Consider the following 17,331-nt stretch of genomic DNA (forward strand, 5'->3'; position numbering starts at 1 on the left):
GCCACAAGTATACCAAGCTAGCCCATAGGCCCACTGAATACTGCGATTTATCGGACGTATAAAAACTGTAGTCTCATCCGATTCTTCACATAGTCTAGGCGTACGCGATGACCTGGGGCCTTAACCCTGCGATATGCACCCATGTCCTGAGCAATGATCAGTTCTCCCAGGGATATTTGGGATCAAGAAGATCGGTGAGTAATCCGAGGTTCTCCGAGGCAATGGTCTGATCATGATCCAAGATGACCATGGAGGATGGATCGATGTTCTTACCGATCCCTGCGAAAGCCGTTTCCTTTGCAAGGAAGTCCTTGGCTGCCTTGATCTGTCTGGGCGCCTCGACATACCAGTAGCCATCCTCTTGGTACGGCTCACCGAAGCGGTTGCCTTTCCAGTGCTCCAGGAAATCATTTGATGCCTTCTCGACCCTTACCGGCGGACCCCTATGTTTATGGGTATCGGACAGGAAGTCAGCCTCAAGCTCGAAAACGACATGGAGTCTGAGATCATCCATCATATGTGCAGCACGGAGGACCTTGAAATCGAATTCTCCGAACTTCTTCTCGATGGCGTACTGAGTCCTCCACAGCTGTGCCTGGAGATTATCCTCGTTCACGTCAGGCTTATCGAACGAGATTGATGTGAGTCTGCTGTTCCTCTTGGCGCATATCCATTCCAGCTCCTCAGGGGAAAGCGGGATTCTCGGATTGGGGAAGAAGAACTTCTCGCTGGGATTCTCCAGGTATGCTTTGGCCGCAGTTTGGAACAGGTGCAAAGTGTCCTCATGGACAGCGGATGCGGCGTTCCTGTTCTTATCCACGGGATCGTAGACTACCAGCGCTGATTTGAAATGAGGTCCTTTCTCCTCTACCACGATGGTCTCGCCGTCCTTCCATCCGATTGCCGCTTCCAGTACTTTTCTGAACGATCCGAACTTGACTATGAGCACTTCGCACATGTATCCGGAGAATCCTCTGGAATCCTGTTCGGCACCGTATGCGCCGATGCCCTTCATGAACTTCTTCAGAAGACGGACCTGATCCTTCTGATCTGGTGTAAGATGAGAGTTCATGTACTCTGTGTGGAACGGGGTGCGGTCCACCGCGGTCCTGATCTGCGAGGTATCCTTCAGGTGGTAGCATGGGACCATATCGGTCTCTACTCCTTCGAAGTATCCTGTTGTGTATGGGTGCTCTGAATAGACCAATTCTCCGCCTATTATGTCCTTTCCGGCCTGAAGGCCGATCTCTATCATCTGCTCGCGGGGCATGTCCAGAGGGAAGAGCATGAATAGGTCGAAATCCTGGTCCTTCAGATAGCATCCTTTGGCGTAGGATCCGGCCAGCCTGACATCGACGTCAAGGCCCTTCTCCTTGTAATATCTCTTGACTGTGGTGAGCAGGCGATCGGCGATCGCATCGAGTTCCGCGGCGGATTCCTTTGACGGCACTATCTCCGATAATACCGACAATTCCACCAGTTCCTCGTCCATGCTTATCGCCTCGTTCCCTTGCTAGGATATCAGGCATATTGTAGAACATCTATTAAAAAAGAAGAAAGGGGTTTTGCCGCCCTTTCGGGCGGCTTTAAAGGTTATCAGGCGCTTGCCTTCTTCTTCCTCGACAGAGCGAAGAAGATGATGGCAATGAGTACGATGACTACGACTGCGATCGCGATGTACATAATCATGTTGTCTCCGCTGCTTCCGCCATCGTGGTTGTTCTCCTCGATGTAGTACACGGAGTACTCAGATGCGTAGATGGATGCGTAGTACTGGTCGTTCTCAAGGTCGTAGTAGACGTCGGTAACCATGGGGACAGCGGTATCGTTGATCACGTGGTATACGAATGCGTCGACGGTGCTGATAGGCAGGTCGATGCGTGCCTCGTGGTTTCCTTTGATCTCGAATGCCTTGTGTCCGTCGTACTTGGTCTCGGAGGCGCTGAACTTGAGGGTCTCCAAGGGGACGGCTCCATCGACGTTGAACCTGACGCCGGCCTTGTTCTGAACGATGAAGGAGTGTCCGTTGTTCTGGACGAAGAATCCCTCTGCGTCGGTCTTCACGATGGTTCCGGGCTCTGCAGGTACGACCTTGGTTCCGAATACGGAGGTCAGCTCGAGGTCACCGACTACATCGTAGTAAAGGATGAACTTGTCCTGCAGCACATATCCGCACATGTTTCCATCCTTGTCGACAAGCCAGAGAGGTGCATCTCCGCCGGTGAAGACCTTACTGTACATCTCTCCGTACTTGGCGGTGTCCTTGGCACCGTCGATGGTGATGTTGTAGGTCTTTCCATTAGACTTGGCGTAGAGATCAGCCACATAGCCGATGTAGATGGGCTCAACGTTGTTGTTCGCATCTACGGTGAATCCGATGTAGGAATTGGGGTCTAGGTCGTATCCAGGCAGGGCAATGATGCTGAGCTGAGGTCCTCCGGTCTTTCCGCAGTCCACAGACAGCAGGGCTCCGACGAATTCGACATCTATGCGGGCGTCGTCTGCCAATATGACACTTCCGTCCTTCACATAGGCCTTGCCCTCGATGCTCTGAGCTTCCAGGTTGATGTAGTTCAGTACGAGAGGCACATCGCCGGCGATGGTGAGTTCCGTCTTGAAGTCCTCGTAGTAGCCTCCGCGGAGGATCATGTAGTAGAGCATGTCGGTGTTGACGGTGTCAGAGTAGTACATGATTCCGGTACCGCTGGTCTTGAAGTCAACCTTGACTGCCTTTCTAGATTCGTCAGGTACGGTGGTGACGTCAGCCTGTGCTCCGTCGGTCTGCACGTAGGTGATGCTGGACTCCTTGTACTTGAGCACGGATTCGCCGTCGTTGGAGGGTATGATTGCGATTCCCTTGATGTATCCGTTGATGGACTTGAGCTCTCCTCCTCCGATGTAGTTACCGGAGACGGTCGCTTCCTCTGCTTCGAACTGGTAATCTCCGTCCTTGAAGTCGGTCATGACGACCTTTCCGAGGTCGGTGACGATTCCGTAATCCCAGAACTTCAGGTTCGTGGAAACGGCAGTGGGCTCGAAGGTGAATGAGGGTGCGAATCCGTCATCGTAGTCTGCAGGAACGATGTTTCCGCTGACTGCGACGTCTTCGGCCGTGACGATACGCACTGCCTGTCCTGCCTCGAACATGGCGGCCTTGAGGTCTCCCTTGAGGTCTGCGGTTCCGGTGTCGTTGGCGAGATCTGCTGTGATTGTCAGGTTATCGATCTCGATAAGCCTGTCCTCGTTCATCATGTACGCGCCTTCTACGGTCATCTTTCCATTGGTGGTGATGCCGTCCTGGTTGTAGGTGAACTTTCCGCTGATAGAGCAGTTGTCAATCGCGGCTTTCATGTCTCCATCTCCGGGGATGCTCTGGGTGTAGAACACTCCTTTGATGGATACAGAGGAATCTAAGTTGGCCTCGATATTCAGTTCGGAGATGTCTCCGGAGATGATGGCCTCGATGACAGACTCGATGTCGACATCGAGCTCTGCGGATACCTTGGAGTTGGCTCCGCTTGCCTTGAAGACTGAAGAGATGTCATCGGCTCCGTCGAACATGAGGAAGATCTCCCCGATGCTTTCCTTCGTATTGATGGTCACTTTGTTATCATCGATTGTGAAAGCTTCGCTGGTGTCGATTCCCTCGATGGAGATCTCAAAGGAGTCCTTCTCGTAATCCTTGTCGATGAAGGAAGCGATGAGGTCTCCCTTGATCTTCATGCTTCCGGTGATCTTCTCGGAAGATATGACGCTGCTGGAGCTGATCGAAGGCAGCACCAGTTCAACCTTGTAGCCCTCTTCGCTGACGCTGAGGTCCAGTCCTTCGAATGAGGTCTTGATTTCCATGTCATCATCGATCGATATGGATGAAGCTGCTCCGTAGAACGTGATGGCCTGTCCTCTGTATGCTGCATCGATAGTTCCGATCGAAGCACTGTAGTCATAGGTGAATGAGGGGTTCTGGTAGTCATCGATTCCGGACATGACGGCTCCAATCTTCTTGGATACCTGTTCGAAGTAGTCGATCTTTCCCTCGATGGAATCGAAGTTCTTGATTCCTGCCTTGACGTCAGAACACATTTTCTCCAGGTTGACGTTCTCCTTGTTGAAGACGAAGAGGATGTACTCGCAGGATCCTCCTACGGTGGCCAGGGTAGGCTCGTCCATGGATGCGATGATCTGCTCGATGTAATCTTCGGTCTCGGGTTCGGGGAATGCGGTGTAGAAGATGTCGTTGAGGACGGTCCTGACAGCTGCTTCGGACATTGCCGGGTCGTAGCCGCTGAAGATGAACTCTACGAGGTAGTCGAGGTTCCTCAGACTGAAGAGGTCCGGGTAGCTTCCGACATCATAGGTGAACTTCTCGCTCACGCTGATCTTTCCGCTGGTCATGTTGAAGTCATCGAAAGCGAGCTCGAAGGACTTGATGGCGTCGTTCAGGCTGATCTCGAGGGTTTTGTCGTCTGCGGAGATGTTGAAATCATAGTCGATTCCCTTGAATGCGAAATCGAAGTTGGGTGCGCCGACCTCGGCCTTGCCCTTGTAAGAGACTGAGAGGTCTCCGTCGATGTTGCATTCGACGGATGATTTGCTGCCGAGAGTGGCATCCGCACCGAACGAAGGTGTGGATGCGGTGACGTTGTATTCCTTTGTGTCTGCGGAGATCTCGATTCCTCCGAACCATGCATCTGCGGATATGGAGTCATCTGTGAGACCTGCATTGGCCTTGAATCCGTCCCAGGTCATTGCGTAGGTGCCCTGTTCGGTAGTGGCGTCGGCAGAGATCTTTCCGAGCACGAAGCTGCACTTTGCGTCGATGGACATGTGCTTGTAGTCGTCGACACCGGTAACGACGCTTGTGATGAGGTCGCTGACCTTGTCGGTGTATGCGACGAATTTGGAGACAGGGCCCGTCTCTGTGATCGTGCTGGCGATCTTGGCGCATTCCGTCTCGAAGTTCTTCTGGTCCAGCTGGAAGAAGAACAGGATGTATGCGAAAGGCATAGCTACATAGCCTGCGGACTCGTCAGGAATGGAAGCTACAGCACTGTGCACATAAGGCCTGATGGCGAATCCATCGGGGCAGATGGGCTGGAGGTAGGAGACGAAGAAGTCTTCGATTGTTGTCCTTCCTGCAGTCGGGTCGGGGATGTAGGCGAACATGAAGATCGCGGTTCCGACGATGTTCCTTCCGGACAGAAGCTCCATGAAGCTTCCGAGCTCGAGGGTGATGTCCTCAGTGTAACTGGTCTTATCGATGGTCATGTCTACGGCGTCGCCGTCGACCTTGATAGAATCGAAGGAGATGGAAGCGGACATCTTGACCTGTTCGTTGCTGAAGTTCGCGGAGTGAGACAAGTTCGCATTCTTGATGACAACTGCGCCATCAGCGTTCGAGTCAACAGTGATGGATGAAGACATGGTTCCGTTGATGAACGGGATCACGTTCTTGAGTGTCTCGGGTTTGGACCAGTCGATGTTGTCTGTCAGACCCTGGATTCCGACAGAGATGTCGAAGTTCTCTGTGGCCTTGATGGTGACGTCCTTATCGGAGACGCCTGCATCGAAGTCTCCCTTGAGGCTGACGGTGATCTTGTCGGTTCCGGATGAACCGGGTGTCTTGATGTCGTAAGATGCGTTGAGTTTGATCTTGTCGATCGATATTGTATCCATGCCGTCAGCACCGATCTTGATTCCGTCGGAGCTTACATTCACGGTTCCGCTGATGGATCCCTTGATCTCGGAGAGCGGGGTTCCGGACGCGATGGCACTGGTGGGCATGTCGACGTCTGCAGTGATGGATGCGGAGGTCTTCGTGAAGTTGTAGTTCACTCCGTTGACGGTTGCCTTGGTTCCGTTGTCGATGGTCATCTCCATGGAGACCTTCATAGGTGTCTTGGTGATATCGATGGAGACGTTGTAGGTAACCTTTCCTTCCATAACGATGGATGTGTACTCCTCAATCTCGTTGAATTCCTCTTCAGAAAGGAACTCCATGACAACCTGGGCACCTTCCTCAAAGATGAATCCGCTTCCGGAGTTACCTTTGATAGAGAAGGGCTTGGTCATATCCATGTAGAGTATGGCCCCCTCTTTGAAAGTCAAAACAACGTTTGACTCGAGTACATAGTCTGTGTTCAAATCGAATTGTTCGCCGTCTGTATAGGTCTTGCTTTCGGTGATGACCGTAGCATCCTCACCGGATACTTCTGTATCCGCCACTGCAAATACTGCAGCGAAAGATGCTACGAATGCGATAGCAAAAACGACAGCGCAAAACGCTTTCATTTTTTTATCCATTAAAATCCTCCTTAGAGTATTGGGCGTAAATGGGTGGTGTTAGTATATATTTTATCGTGCGTAATAGTAAGTAATTCTGCAAATAATAGACACGAAAAGTGTAAACTCTGTTAATTTTTTGTTTGCTGGCTATATCGTCCATCATTCTGAGAAACAATGGCTCGGTCCTGATTGGAAAAAGGTAGTGCCGGGTCGCGATATGAATCGCGCCCGGATTGTTTTTGTCGCGGTATTTAGAATTCCTTTTTGATGAATCTAGCCCAGGCTATGAAGTATCCCACGATTGCCCATACGATCAGCACCAGAGCGTTCTTCACCAGGTCGGGATACTCGATCGGTTGCAGTGCACTCATGTTGCTGAGCATCTCCAGGACCCTGATCATTCCCGACAGGTTTCCATCTGCGGTCATGGTCAGGAATGTGAACACCCTCATAATGGATACCTGAGTGGTATGGTCCGGCAGAGCGAAATAGTCTGGATCGAAGTACTGTTCATACTGGTCCATGGCATCGCTGTATCCGCTGAACACCGATTGTATGACCAATGTCTGCGTCTTCTCGTCCAGCAAGAAGAATTCCGGAGAGAATATCTGCATTGCTATCCAGCCTATTCCTTTGCTGAGGCTCTCATCGGTGAATCCTTTCAGGATGTCGACGGCACTCTGGATGACGTTATCGAACTGTTCAATGTTCTCGTTGTAACGGTCTACGTATTCAGGGATGCTGGTGTATATGGTGTCGCTTGCCTGGTCCATCATGAACCAGTTGTCTCCGCCGTCCGTGGTCATCATCGCTGATATGATGGGGAATATGACGATTAGGAGAAGGATGGAGACCACCGTGCACACACTGCCCTTCTTGAAGAAGGAGCTGATGATGAAGGCGATACCGGAAGCCGCGAACGCATACAGGGCAGCGAACGCGAAGGATGTGAAGAAATCGATAGGGACGCTTCCTATCTTGATCATCCCCACGATGATTACCAGGATGTAATAGGTCAGGATTATCATCGCTTCGATGATGGTGCAGGCCAGCAGTTTTCCTATGAAGATGGAGGTGCGTCTGACCGGTCTTGTGAAGAGGATCAGAGCGGTCCTTTCCTCGAATTCAGATACGATGGCAATCGACGAGAGCAGAGCGACCACCAGCACGATGATCATCGGCAGGCTGTCGATGTATACGTCGATAAGTGCACCGATGTCCTTCATGTTGTCCCATGTTCCGATAAGTAGCTGGAGGCCAGTTATCAGAAGGAAGACTAGGAGCACTATGGCGAGGCTGATCATGAACTTCCTTCCGCGGACGCATTTGATCATCTCGTTCTTCGCCACTACGGCAATCTGTGAAATGTCTCCGGCCATCTTATCTCGACTCCTTTATGAGATCAAGATACGTCTCTTCCAACGCATCCTGTTCGGTCAGTCCGTAGACGTTCATGTCCATCTTGTCCAGATCTCTGTACAGTTTTGCCCTCAGAGATGTGTCGGCATCCATCGTGATCGCGATATCGTTCCCGAGGCGCTCGGCCGAGATCACATACTCCAGCGAATCAATCTGTCCGATCATGTCGTCTGTCGGGAGGCCGTCAATCTTTGCGATAAGGCACCTCGTTCCCTCGTTCGATTCGAACGCCGATATGTCGTCGTCCTTGAGCAGCGTTCCATGGTTGATGAACGCTATCCTGTCGCATAGGTCCTGGACCTCCGGAAGGATGTGCGAGCTCATCACTATGGTCAGGTTCTTGGAGTCGTTCCTGAGGTTCTTCAGGACCTCTCTGATCTCCGCCATGCCTCTGGGATCGAGTCCCGAGGTGGGCTCGTCTAGGATGATTATGCTCGGGTCGTTCAGCAGAGCCTGGCCCAAAGCTATCCTTTGCCTCATTCCCTTAGAGAATGTCCCGAGTCTCTTGTCGCCCCATTCAGTCATTTTCACCCTAGCGAGGATCTCTTCAGTTTCGGCGGCTATCTGCTCCTTCCTCATCCCTATGAGCTCCCCGACGTACTTGAAAGTCTCAACAGGTGTGAGATAAGAGTAGAACTCCGGGGTCTCGATGACTGTTCCCACGTCGGTCAGAGCCTTCTTGGGATTCTTCGTCACGTCCACCCCATTCAGGTATGCCTCGCCGGATGTTGCGTTTATCAAGTGGGTGAGGATCTTGAGCGTAGTACTCTTTCCCGCACCGTTGGGTCCCAGCAGTCCGGTGAAACTGTTTTTCCTGATCGTCAGATTCAGGTCGTTTACGGCAGTGAATTTGCCGTACTCCTTCCTGAGGTTCACGATCTCGATGGGATTGTCTGTCATGCTATCACTATTTTAGGTATGCCTAAAACAACCACATATTTACAGGGTTGCAGGCCTCTAAGAGTGCACATACGGATGGTGATAAAAACTATACAATGCCGAGAGCAGCTCTTTCTTCTCTGACAAGGATAGTTTATTATGGGCAAGTTACATCCTCTTTGACAGGTTAATATCATGGCGAAGATCAGGGTCGGAGTCAACGGTTTTGGAACGATTGGAAAGAGAGTAGCTACAGCAGTATCGGCACAGGATGACATGGAGCTCGTGGGAGTCACGAAAACCAGGCCGTCATTCGAAGCTAGATCGGCAATCGAGAAGGGCTACGGGCTCTATGTTCCTGCAGACAATGTGCAAGCGTTCAAGGATGCAGGCATCGAAGTCAAGGGAACGATCGACGATCTGCTCAAGAGCGTCGACATCGTCGTAGACTGCACTCCCGGAAACGTCGGAGAGGAGTACAAGGCCAAATACCAGGCCGCAGGCGTGAAGGCCATCTTCCAGGGAGGAGAGGACCACGCACTCACGGGAATTTCGTTCAATTCCACCGCCAACTATTCGGAGTCATGGGGAGCACAGCTCTCCCGTGTCGTTTCATGTAACACGACCGGACTCCTGAGGACCCTGAATCCTTTGGATAAGAAGTTCAAGATCAAGAACGCCTTCGTCACCATCGTCAGGCGCGCTGCCGATCCTGGGGACACGAAGAACGGACCCATCAACGGATTGGAACCCTCTGTCAAGCTCCCCACCCACCATGGACCGGATGTGCAGAGCATCATGCCCTGGCTGAACATCAACACCATGGCAGTGAAGGCATCCACCACTCTCATGCACCTCCACACCGTTGTAGTACAGTTGGGCCAGGAGGTCACCACCGAGGATGTACTGGAGATCTTCAGGAACGCACCCCGTGTCAGACTCGTCAAGAGCAAGGACGGTATCAAGAACACTGCCAACATCATGGAGCTTGCAAGAGAGCTCGGCCGCGACAGGTCGGACATGTATGAGATCGTCGTATGGGAAGATGGCGTCAAGGTCGTCGGAAACACCCTGTACTACTATCAGGCCGTCCATCAGGAGTCCGATGTGATCCCTGAGAACATCGACTGCATCAGATCGATGTGCAAGATGGAGCAGGACGCAGCGACATCCCAGGCCAAGACCAACAAGGCAATGGGAATCTCTCAGTGAAGGTCTCAAGATGTCCAAGGATTTCAACACCCTCGAGGACTTCAATTACAGGGACAAGACCGTCCTCCTGAGGGTCGATATCAATTGTCCCCTCGACAAGCAGACCTTGAAGATCGTCAACGATTCAAGGATCAGAAGGGTCGTCCCGACAATCAGGGAACTGATCGGAAAGAGGGCAAAACTAGTCATACTGGCACATCAGAGCAGGAAGGATAAGTGGGATTTCATCAACCTCGAGCAGCATGCCGATCATCTTTCCAAGCATCTCAACATCCCTGTCAAGTACGTGGACGATGTCCTCGGCGACAAGGCTGTGGAGGCTATCAAGGCACTCGAGCCCGGACAGGTCCTGCTCCTTGGCAACGTAAGGGCGATCGACAGCGAGACGGCCAAAGGCGACATGAACATGCATGCAGAGGGCGAGATTGTACAGAAGCTCGCGCCGCTCATCGATTACTACGTCTGCGATGCGTTCGGAGCATCCCACAGGTCGCAATGCTCGCTGGTCGGATTCTCCGCCAAGGTACCTTCCGCATCCGGAAGGCTGATGGCTAAAGAGATGTCCGCACTCAAAGCCATCTTCGAGAATCCCCGCAGGCCATCCGTATTCATACTCGGAGGGGCCAAGTTCGGAGACGTGTCGATAATGATCGACCGCGTCCTCGGCAACAACACCGCAGATACGGTCATACTCACAGGTCTGGCCGGAAACGCATTCCTCCTCGCCAGAGGGGTGGACATAGGTGAGGCCAGCTCTCAGATCCTGTCGGAGGAACTCACAGAGGAGAACCTCCAGGCTGCAAAGGATGTCATGGCCAAGTACGGCCAGAGGATCCTTCTCCCAGTCGACGTGGCAGTCGAGAGGGACGGCAAGCGCGTATCCGTGAACATCGGCGACCTTCCCACTAAGGAACCCGCTCTGGACATCGGAGACGCCACCGCAGAGAAGTTCTCAAAGGTCATCAGGTCATCCAGGACAAGCTTCATGTCCGGTCCGGCTGGAATGATTGAGAAGCCCGATTTTGCCATAGGCACCCGCGAGCTGATGACCGCGATGGTCGACAGCGGAGGCCAGTCGGTCATCGGAGGCGGACACACCGGCGGAGCGGCAGAGAAGTTCGACCTCGCAGACAGGTTCTCATACGTCAGCACCGGAGGCGGTGCATTGGAGACTTTCTTGTTGGGAGAGCCTCTGCCTGTCATCGAGGCTTTGAAGTATTCAAGGCAGAAATTCGGTTCTGAGGCGCAAAAGCTTTAAGTGTAGGACTAAGGATGCGGTTGCGATGGCTAAGAAGAAGAGGCGCATAATAGAGGAACCCGAAGAGGAATACGAGTTCACGCCTACGGAATTCAACGAGAGGGAGTTTATCCTCAAAGAGACCTATTCGTCCAGGATATTCTTCCTTTCCATGGGAATGGCAGTCGTAATCGGCATCATCGGCGCAATCATCATCAAAGTAGCCCCGATGGAGAGTAACGGTTTCTACCTGTCCTCCATAATCGCGACCATCATCTCGTTCGCCGGACTCTTCCTCATCAGGAAGATCGCAGGAGCCCTAGGTCTTCACCCTGAGCTCATCGAGGTCAAATCAATGGCAGGAACATACCTGATGTATCTCGCCATGGCATTGGCCGTCTGTATCATCGGAGTCCAGTTCTGAGGACTCCCTTGGTAAAACACCTTATTTCTTTTACTTATTCAACTGCTGAATCAGAAGTCTGACCGCATTTCCGCGGTGTGAGATCAGGTTCTTGTCCTCTATAGACATCTCAGCGAATGTGAGTTTTCCGTCCGGCGAGAATATGGGGTCGAATCCGAATCCGTCAGCCCCCTTCTCGGATTCTGTAATGTATCCGCGGCACACTCCGACGACCACTATGCGTTCGCCGTCGATGTCGCATCCGATGCAGCATCTGAACTCTGCTCCGCGATCCTCAACCCCGTCCATGAGTTTCAGTATGCCTTTGTTCCCTATGGTCTTCTGAGCATATGCTGACCAGACGCCTGGGAAGCCCTTGAGAGAATCTATGAAAAGACCTGTATCGTCCACTATGAAGTTCCTTACACCTTTGGAGATGATCTCATCCATCCCTTTGTTTACAACTTCTTCAAGATCGCTGGTCTGGACCTCATCGTATGGGAGCCTGTAATGCTCCATCTCGATGCCCAGCTCATCGAACGCCTTCTGGTATTCGGCGACCTTTCCAGGATTGGATGTGATTACCTTGAGTTTCATGTGTATCTCGCCCTGTTCTTGATGTCGGTGAGTTTCTTCTTCACCTGTTTGGCATTCTGAACGTTGTCGTAATAGGTCTTCATCAGAACGTCGAAGGAAGATTCCAGACCTACATGCGCGGAACTGAACGCTCTTTCCAGCAGTCTTAGGTCCACCCCTATGTCCTCGAGCTCTGCATTGGCGCAGCCCATAGAGAAGTCGATGAAACAGACCTCATCGCCTTCCAGGATCATGTTAGAAGTGGTCAGATCCCCGTGGCAGATGCCCGCCGAATGCAGTCTGGCGATGGATTCCCCGATCTTCCTGCAGATCTCATCCGCTCTCGCCGATTCCTCATCCAGGACACTCTTGACCGAAGGTCCGTTGATGTACTCCATGGTGATGGAGCTCTCATTGAGGTCGATGTCGTAGATGCATGGCGTCCTGACCCCGGCAGCCCTTGCGTCATGCATGATGCGAGCCTCGTTGCGTGTCCTGACGTTCCTGATATGCGTGTCAATCTCCGGAAGCCTGTAGGACTTGGCTGGTCTGGTCTTCACCAGTGCTTCGCGTCCGAGGAACTCAGTGAAGGATATAGAGGCCTCAGCTCCATGAATGACGTTTTTTTCGAGCATCATATCACAAATCTTTAATTGTGTATATCTCAATTCCTCTTCCGATATATATGAAATATACTATCACAGGAGACAATCTCCAGTTCGTCAACGTGGAGCTCAATCCCGGAGAGACACTCAACTCGGTTGCCGGGGCCATGGCATACATGACAGGGAACATGAGGATGGAGGCAGTCATGGAGGGCGGCTTTATGTCCGGTCTCAAGCGCAGCCTGTCCGGATCGTCATTGTTCCTCGTCAAGTATACCCCTCAGAACAGCACTGGTATCGTTGGACTCGGAGGAAAGGTCCCCGGAAAGATCCTGGATATCGATGTTGGAAAGGGAGGCTGGATTGTACAGAAGACAGGATATCTGGGAGCAGAGCCCAGTGTCAAACTCGACATGGCATTCCAGAAGAAGATCGGAGCGGCATTCTTCGGAGGAGAAGGATTCATCCTTCAGAAGCTGTCCGGAAACGGAATGGCATTCGTAGCGGCATGCGGTGACCTGAACGTCGTCGAGCTGAAGCCCGGAGAGCAGTACAAGGTCTCCACGGCCAATGCGGTCGCTTGGGAGGACACAGTATCGTATGATATCTCTGCCGCGGGAGGAATCAAGACGTCTCTGTTCGGAGGAGAGGGACTTTTCGTTACCACTCTTACTGGACCCGGAAAGATAGTCATACAGTCGCTGACCTTACAGGATCTTGCGAACGCACTGATTCCGTACCTGCCGTCCAACAACAGCTGAGGTGAAAACAAATGGCAGAAGCATCTAATACGAAGAAGATTGGAACGGGCAAGTCCGGCCTAGGATTGGTCCTTCTTGCGGTCGGAGTCATCGCACTCATCGCGCTCGTGGTCTGGGCACTTACGAACCCTGCCATCCTCGAGGCTGCAGTGACTCTCATCATATTCATCGTCGCAGCGATCGTCGTCATCGCCCTGATCATTGCTGGTGTGATGTTCATCATCGCCATACCGATGTATGTCAAGAAAGGGGAGCAATACCAGGAAGGAGTCGATTACAGCATCGATGACGTCAAGCCTGTCAAGGAATCCTCTTCTGAAGACAAGAAGAACGAATGAAACCTTTGGGGGTCCATCCCCCATTCTTTTTTTATTGCGATTTGCTGATTGGGGTCCGTGGAAAGAATACCATTGGGATGCTCTAATTTCGATTCCCTTTTAGGAGGGGGTATCGAGAAGGGAAGCGTGACCCTGATTTACGGAGAGGCCGGTGCCGGTAAGACGAATGTATGTCTGCAGCTAGCCCGCAACGTCGCCATCAACGGTGACAAGGTGGCCTACATCGATTCCGAGGGCCTCTCATCCGAGCGTCTGAGTCAGGTATTCAAGGGGCATGAGGAGAGCATAAAGAATCTCCTGGTGTTCGAGGTGCACAGCTTCTCTGAGCAGTCAGACCGCATCGACAAGATAGAGAAACTTGCGGCAACGGGCACGATATCCATGGTCATAATCGATTCCCTCACGATGTTCTACCGTTTCAATTACGAGGACAGCTATGTTAGGAACGATTTCATCAGGCAGACCGAGGTCCTGTTGAACATGGCCCGTCAGTACGAGATCGCCATAATGCTGACGTCGCAGGTCTATTCCAATATAACCACGGGCGGTGTGGAATTCTTAGGAGGGCATGCTCTCCATCACAACGCAAAAACCATAATTCGTTTGGATAAGAGGACGGAAGGCAGACGCGCTGCCGTAATAATGAAGCACAGGAGCCTCCCCGAAGGGAGGTCTGCGCTTTACCGCATAACAGAGAACGGAATCTCCGATCCTTGATCAGACATCTCTGTCGATTGCGTATCTGGCAAGGGCAATCATGAATTTCTTCTCTTCGCTGTCGGGAAGGAATTGGATCTTCGCGATCGCATTCTCCACTTTCTGTTTTGCCAAGTTGAGGTTGTAATCGATCGCACCGACGTCCTCCATGATCTTCTTCGCACGGGCACATTGTTCGTCGGTGGCATCGAGGTTCCCGAGGATGGATTTGAATTCAGCCAGAAGCTCGGGGTCCTTGAGGTTGGCGATGGTGTTTGTCACCATGCATGTGCATTTTCCCTTGCGTATATCGTTCCCGACGGATTTCCCGGTCTTGCTGGAGTCTCCTGCGACACCGAGGTAATCATCGAACATCTGGAATCCCAGACCGAGCTCGATGGCGTACTCGTTGATGGCCTGGACCTCTTCTGGTTTGGCACCTCCGATGATCGCTCCTCCAGCCGCAGCGGCGGCGAAGAGGACGCTTGTTTTCAGCTTGATCGTTTCAAGGTAAACCTCTTCGGAAACTATCTGCCCTTCGTTGTTGATATCCATCTGCTGACCGCGGGCAAGGTCCCATACGGCCTGGGCGACGTATTTCAGAGTGTCTCTCATCTTCTCGGCGGGGACATCGAGGTTGGCGATGATCTGGTATGCCTTGGCGAAGAGGGCATCTCCGGCAAGTACCGCTGTCGGCATGCCGTATCCGACATGGATGGTCGTCATTCCTCTGCGCTTCTCATCTCCGTCCATGAGGTCATCGTGGATTAGGGTGAAATTGTGGATGTACTCGATGGCTACAGCCAAGGGGACCGCTTTGGAAGCATCTCCTCCGACGGCCTTGCAGCATGCAACGGCCATAGCGGGGCGCATTCTCTTCCCTCCCGCGTACGGGTATTGCTTGGAAGCGTCCATGAGGATCTTGGGTTCCTCGTCTCCGATGTAACTCTTGATAGGTCCGTCCAATTCTGCGGACATCTTCTTAAGGTATTCCTTGGCGTCAATCATAGTTGGTCCATCCATTCCTTGGTCTCGCCCAGTACTACGTAGCGGGCCTTTGAAAGCTGTTTCAGGTTCTTGGATCCCGTAAGGACCATCGCGGTCCTGAGTTCCTCTTTGATGATTGTTAGTTTTTCCTTTACCGCAGCAGCGGATTCGGTCGCATCCTTGAGTATCACATTGGCGATACCGGCTGCGTTAGCACCCATTGCTATCGAGGATGCTACATGGATTCCGTCCAGTACACCTCCGGATGCGATGATGGACAGCCCTGAATCTCTGCATTGCATCAGCGAAGCCGGCGCAGGTATGCCCCAGTCGAAGAAGGTGTCCCCGATGTTCGCCCTGACAGTATCCTCGCTGTCCAACGCGCGATAGAATTCTACCGCAGAGAAGCTGGTGCCTCCCATTCCTGCGATGTCAACCCCTTGGACTCCGATGCCTTTGAGCCTGTCAACGACATGTTTAGAGATTCCAGCTCCGGTTTCCTTCACCATGACCGGGCCTTTTCTGGCGATGTCGCGGATGGCATCCCAGCAACCTTCGAAATTGGTGTCCCCTTCCGGTTGTACCATTTCTTGGAGAGGATTAAGGTGTATAGCAAGAATGTCTGCGTCGATTAGGTCCACAGCCTTTTCGATCATCTCCTCGTCATACTTCTTGCCGCTCTTCTGCTCTATGAGCTGGACTGCACCTATGTTGCCAATGACCAAGGGGATATCGTAATCCTTGATCACCGAGTAGCTTTCAGGAGATACGCCCATGACTCCGGCCCTTTCGCTTCCGACTCCCATTCCGATCCCGAGATCGGCGCATGCCTTCGCGATGTTGGAGTTGATCTTCTTCGCTCCTGCAAAACCGCCGGTGATGGCCGTCACGATCAGAGGAACCTCTAACTTCTTGCCGAAGAGGCAACAGCTCATGTCCACATCATCGGCGTTGAGTTCAGGGAGTGCATTGTGGACGAGCCTGATGTCATCCCAGTAGCAGTATCCCGGTGCTACGCGCTCACCTTTGCAAATCCTGATGTGATCAGCTTTTCTGTCCTTTATCGCCATATTATCACGGTCTTACCTTTGTGCAGGGGACATCCTCGCCCCTCAGCAGCGACAGCAGTCTTCCTGGGACGGTTCCGTTGACCAGGATGCATTCTCCGCTGTCCCCGCAGATCTTCAGCATCTCATCGACCTTACCGCGGATGCCTCCGGTGACATCGGCCACCGTGAGTTCGCTGTCCAGTTTGTCCAGCATCTTTCCATCAACTTCAGGTATGAGCTTAGCGTTCTCATCCTTTTTGGGGTCGGATGTGTATAATCCGTCAACATCGGATACGAATACTATCCTGTCCGGTTTGAAAATCTTCGCTAGAGCCTCCATCGCCTGATCTCCCGAGCATATCCCGAACCCTTTGGAACGATCTGCCACCACATCGCCGAACAGAACCGGCATCACACCGATATGGGCCAAGGCTTTGATCGATTCAGGGTTGTCCACGATAAGTCTCCCGTTGTCCATGACGAAGCAGGATCCCGGGGGTACGGAGACCGCCGGCATTCCGACCTTGATCATCTCTTCGACGACATTCAGGCTGAGTTCTCTGACGTCATGCTGCACCTGAGCCACTGCAGGGATCTGTCTGAAATCCTGGAGGCCATGCTGCAATTGGTATTGCTTGGAAAGAACATGTCCATAGGAGCCGGCCCCGTGAACCACAAGCACGCCTTTACCGGACGCTGCTATCTCGGCACAGAGTCTGGCCGTCTGCTCCCTGTTGAACTTCTTGTATTCGGATTTGTCTGTGATGACGCTTCCGCCAAGCTTTATCAGAATCATTGTTCAGTCATCTGTTCTCTTTATAATAATATAAGTGGTCGCAATCGTCGAATGGATCGAGACTCCCGTCCATCAGATGAGAATGATA

Annotated in this window: 15 protein-coding genes; 6 read left to right on the plus strand and 9 right to left on the minus strand. The window is 52.3% G+C overall.

Going from position 1 to position 17,331, the window contains the following annotated elements; all coding sequences use genetic code 11:
• Nucleotides 1–157: 157 nt before the first annotated feature.
• From cca to E7Z62_04285, 4 genes are all read right to left on the minus strand, one after another.
• Entirely contained in the window at nucleotides 158–1,492 is a 1,335-nt protein-coding gene (gene cca, locus E7Z62_04270) for a CCA tRNA nucleotidyltransferase (protein ID MBE6522327.1), read from the minus strand.
• Nucleotides 1,493–1,596: 104 nt separating this feature from the next.
• On the minus strand, nucleotides 1,597–6,303 hold the full coding sequence (locus tag E7Z62_04275) for a DUF945 domain-containing protein (protein MBE6522328.1): 4,707 nt from the start codon (nucleotides 6,301–6,303) through the stop codon (nucleotides 1,597–1,599).
• 233 nt (nucleotides 6,304–6,536) lie between these two features.
• Nucleotides 6,537–7,664 (minus strand): ABC transporter permease, encoded by a 1,128-nt coding sequence (locus E7Z62_04280; protein MBE6522329.1) that lies wholly within the window; start codon nucleotides 7,662–7,664, stop codon nucleotides 6,537–6,539.
• A gap of 1 nt (nucleotide 7,665) precedes the next feature.
• Complete coding sequence (locus tag E7Z62_04285) at nucleotides 7,666–8,604, minus strand: ABC transporter ATP-binding protein (GenBank protein ID MBE6522330.1); 939 nt, start codon at nucleotides 8,602–8,604, stop codon at nucleotides 7,666–7,668.
• Between the two features lie 174 nt (nucleotides 8,605–8,778).
• On the opposite strand from E7Z62_04285, the gene E7Z62_04290 reads away from it, so the two are divergent.
• From E7Z62_04290 to E7Z62_04300, 3 genes are read left to right on the plus strand one after another with little or no spacing between them, the layout of a single operon-like run.
• Nucleotides 8,779–9,795 (plus strand): type II glyceraldehyde-3-phosphate dehydrogenase, encoded by a 1,017-nt coding sequence (locus E7Z62_04290; protein ID MBE6522331.1) that lies wholly within the window; start codon nucleotides 8,779–8,781, stop codon nucleotides 9,793–9,795.
• Between the two features lie 10 nt (nucleotides 9,796–9,805).
• Nucleotides 9,806–11,053 carry a phosphoglycerate kinase gene (locus E7Z62_04295; protein MBE6522332.1) on the plus strand — a complete coding sequence of 416 codons (1,248 nt, stop codon included), beginning with the start codon at nucleotides 9,806–9,808 and terminating at the stop codon, nucleotides 11,051–11,053.
• Nucleotides 11,054–11,078: 25 nt separating this feature from the next.
• Entirely contained in the window at nucleotides 11,079–11,456 is a 378-nt protein-coding gene (locus tag E7Z62_04300; GenBank protein MBE6522333.1) for a hypothetical protein, read from the plus strand.
• 30 nt (nucleotides 11,457–11,486) lie between these two features.
• On the opposite strand, the gene rdgB is transcribed toward E7Z62_04300, so the two are convergent.
• Nucleotides 11,487–12,032, minus strand: coding sequence for an RdgB/HAM1 family non-canonical purine NTP pyrophosphatase (gene rdgB, locus E7Z62_04305; GenBank protein MBE6522334.1), 546 nt, complete (start codon nucleotides 12,030–12,032; stop codon nucleotides 11,487–11,489).
• A complete protein-coding gene (locus E7Z62_04310; protein MBE6522335.1) occupies nucleotides 12,029–12,649 on the minus strand; it encodes a Kae1-associated serine/threonine protein kinase in 621 nt (206 codons plus the stop codon). The genes rdgB and E7Z62_04310 overlap by 4 nt, the downstream gene beginning before the upstream one ends.
• 47 nt (nucleotides 12,650–12,696) lie before the next feature.
• On the opposite strand from E7Z62_04310, the gene E7Z62_04315 reads away from it, so the two are divergent.
• From E7Z62_04315 to radB, 3 genes are read left to right on the plus strand one after another with little or no spacing between them, the layout of a single operon-like run.
• Nucleotides 12,697–13,377 carry a TIGR00266 family protein gene (locus E7Z62_04315; GenBank protein ID MBE6522336.1) on the plus strand — a complete coding sequence of 227 codons (681 nt, stop codon included), beginning with the start codon at nucleotides 12,697–12,699 and terminating at the stop codon, nucleotides 13,375–13,377.
• Nucleotides 13,378–13,388: 11 nt separating this feature from the next.
• Nucleotides 13,389–13,715, plus strand: coding sequence for a hypothetical protein (locus E7Z62_04320; GenBank protein ID MBE6522337.1), 327 nt, complete (start codon nucleotides 13,389–13,391; stop codon nucleotides 13,713–13,715).
• Nucleotides 13,716–13,772: 57 nt separating this feature from the next.
• On the plus strand, nucleotides 13,773–14,432 hold the full coding sequence (radB, locus tag E7Z62_04325; protein ID MBE6522338.1) for a DNA repair and recombination protein RadB: 660 nt from the start codon (nucleotides 13,773–13,775) through the stop codon (nucleotides 14,430–14,432).
• On the opposite strand, the gene E7Z62_04330 is transcribed toward radB, so the two are convergent.
• Genes E7Z62_04330 through E7Z62_04340 form a run of 3 tightly spaced genes read right to left on the minus strand, consistent with a single transcriptional unit; the run spans nucleotide 14,433 to nucleotide 17,243 of the window.
• A complete protein-coding gene (locus E7Z62_04330; protein MBE6522339.1) occupies nucleotides 14,433–15,416 on the minus strand; it encodes a polyprenyl synthetase family protein in 984 nt (327 codons plus the stop codon).
• Nucleotides 15,416–16,468, minus strand: coding sequence for a type 2 isopentenyl-diphosphate Delta-isomerase (locus tag E7Z62_04335; GenBank protein ID MBE6522340.1), 1,053 nt, complete (start codon nucleotides 16,466–16,468; stop codon nucleotides 15,416–15,418). The genes E7Z62_04330 and E7Z62_04335 overlap by 1 nt, the downstream gene beginning before the upstream one ends.
• Nucleotides 16,469–16,472: 4 nt before the next feature.
• Entirely contained in the window at nucleotides 16,473–17,243 is a 771-nt protein-coding gene (locus E7Z62_04340) for an isopentenyl phosphate kinase family protein (protein MBE6522341.1), read from the minus strand.
• Between the last annotated feature and the right edge of the window lie 88 nt (nucleotides 17,244–17,331).

The sequence above is a fragment of the Thermoplasmata archaeon genome, from assembly GCA_015063285.1.
In the GTDB taxonomy this organism is placed as follows: Archaea; Thermoplasmatota; Thermoplasmata; order Methanomassiliicoccales; family Methanomethylophilaceae; genus Methanoprimaticola.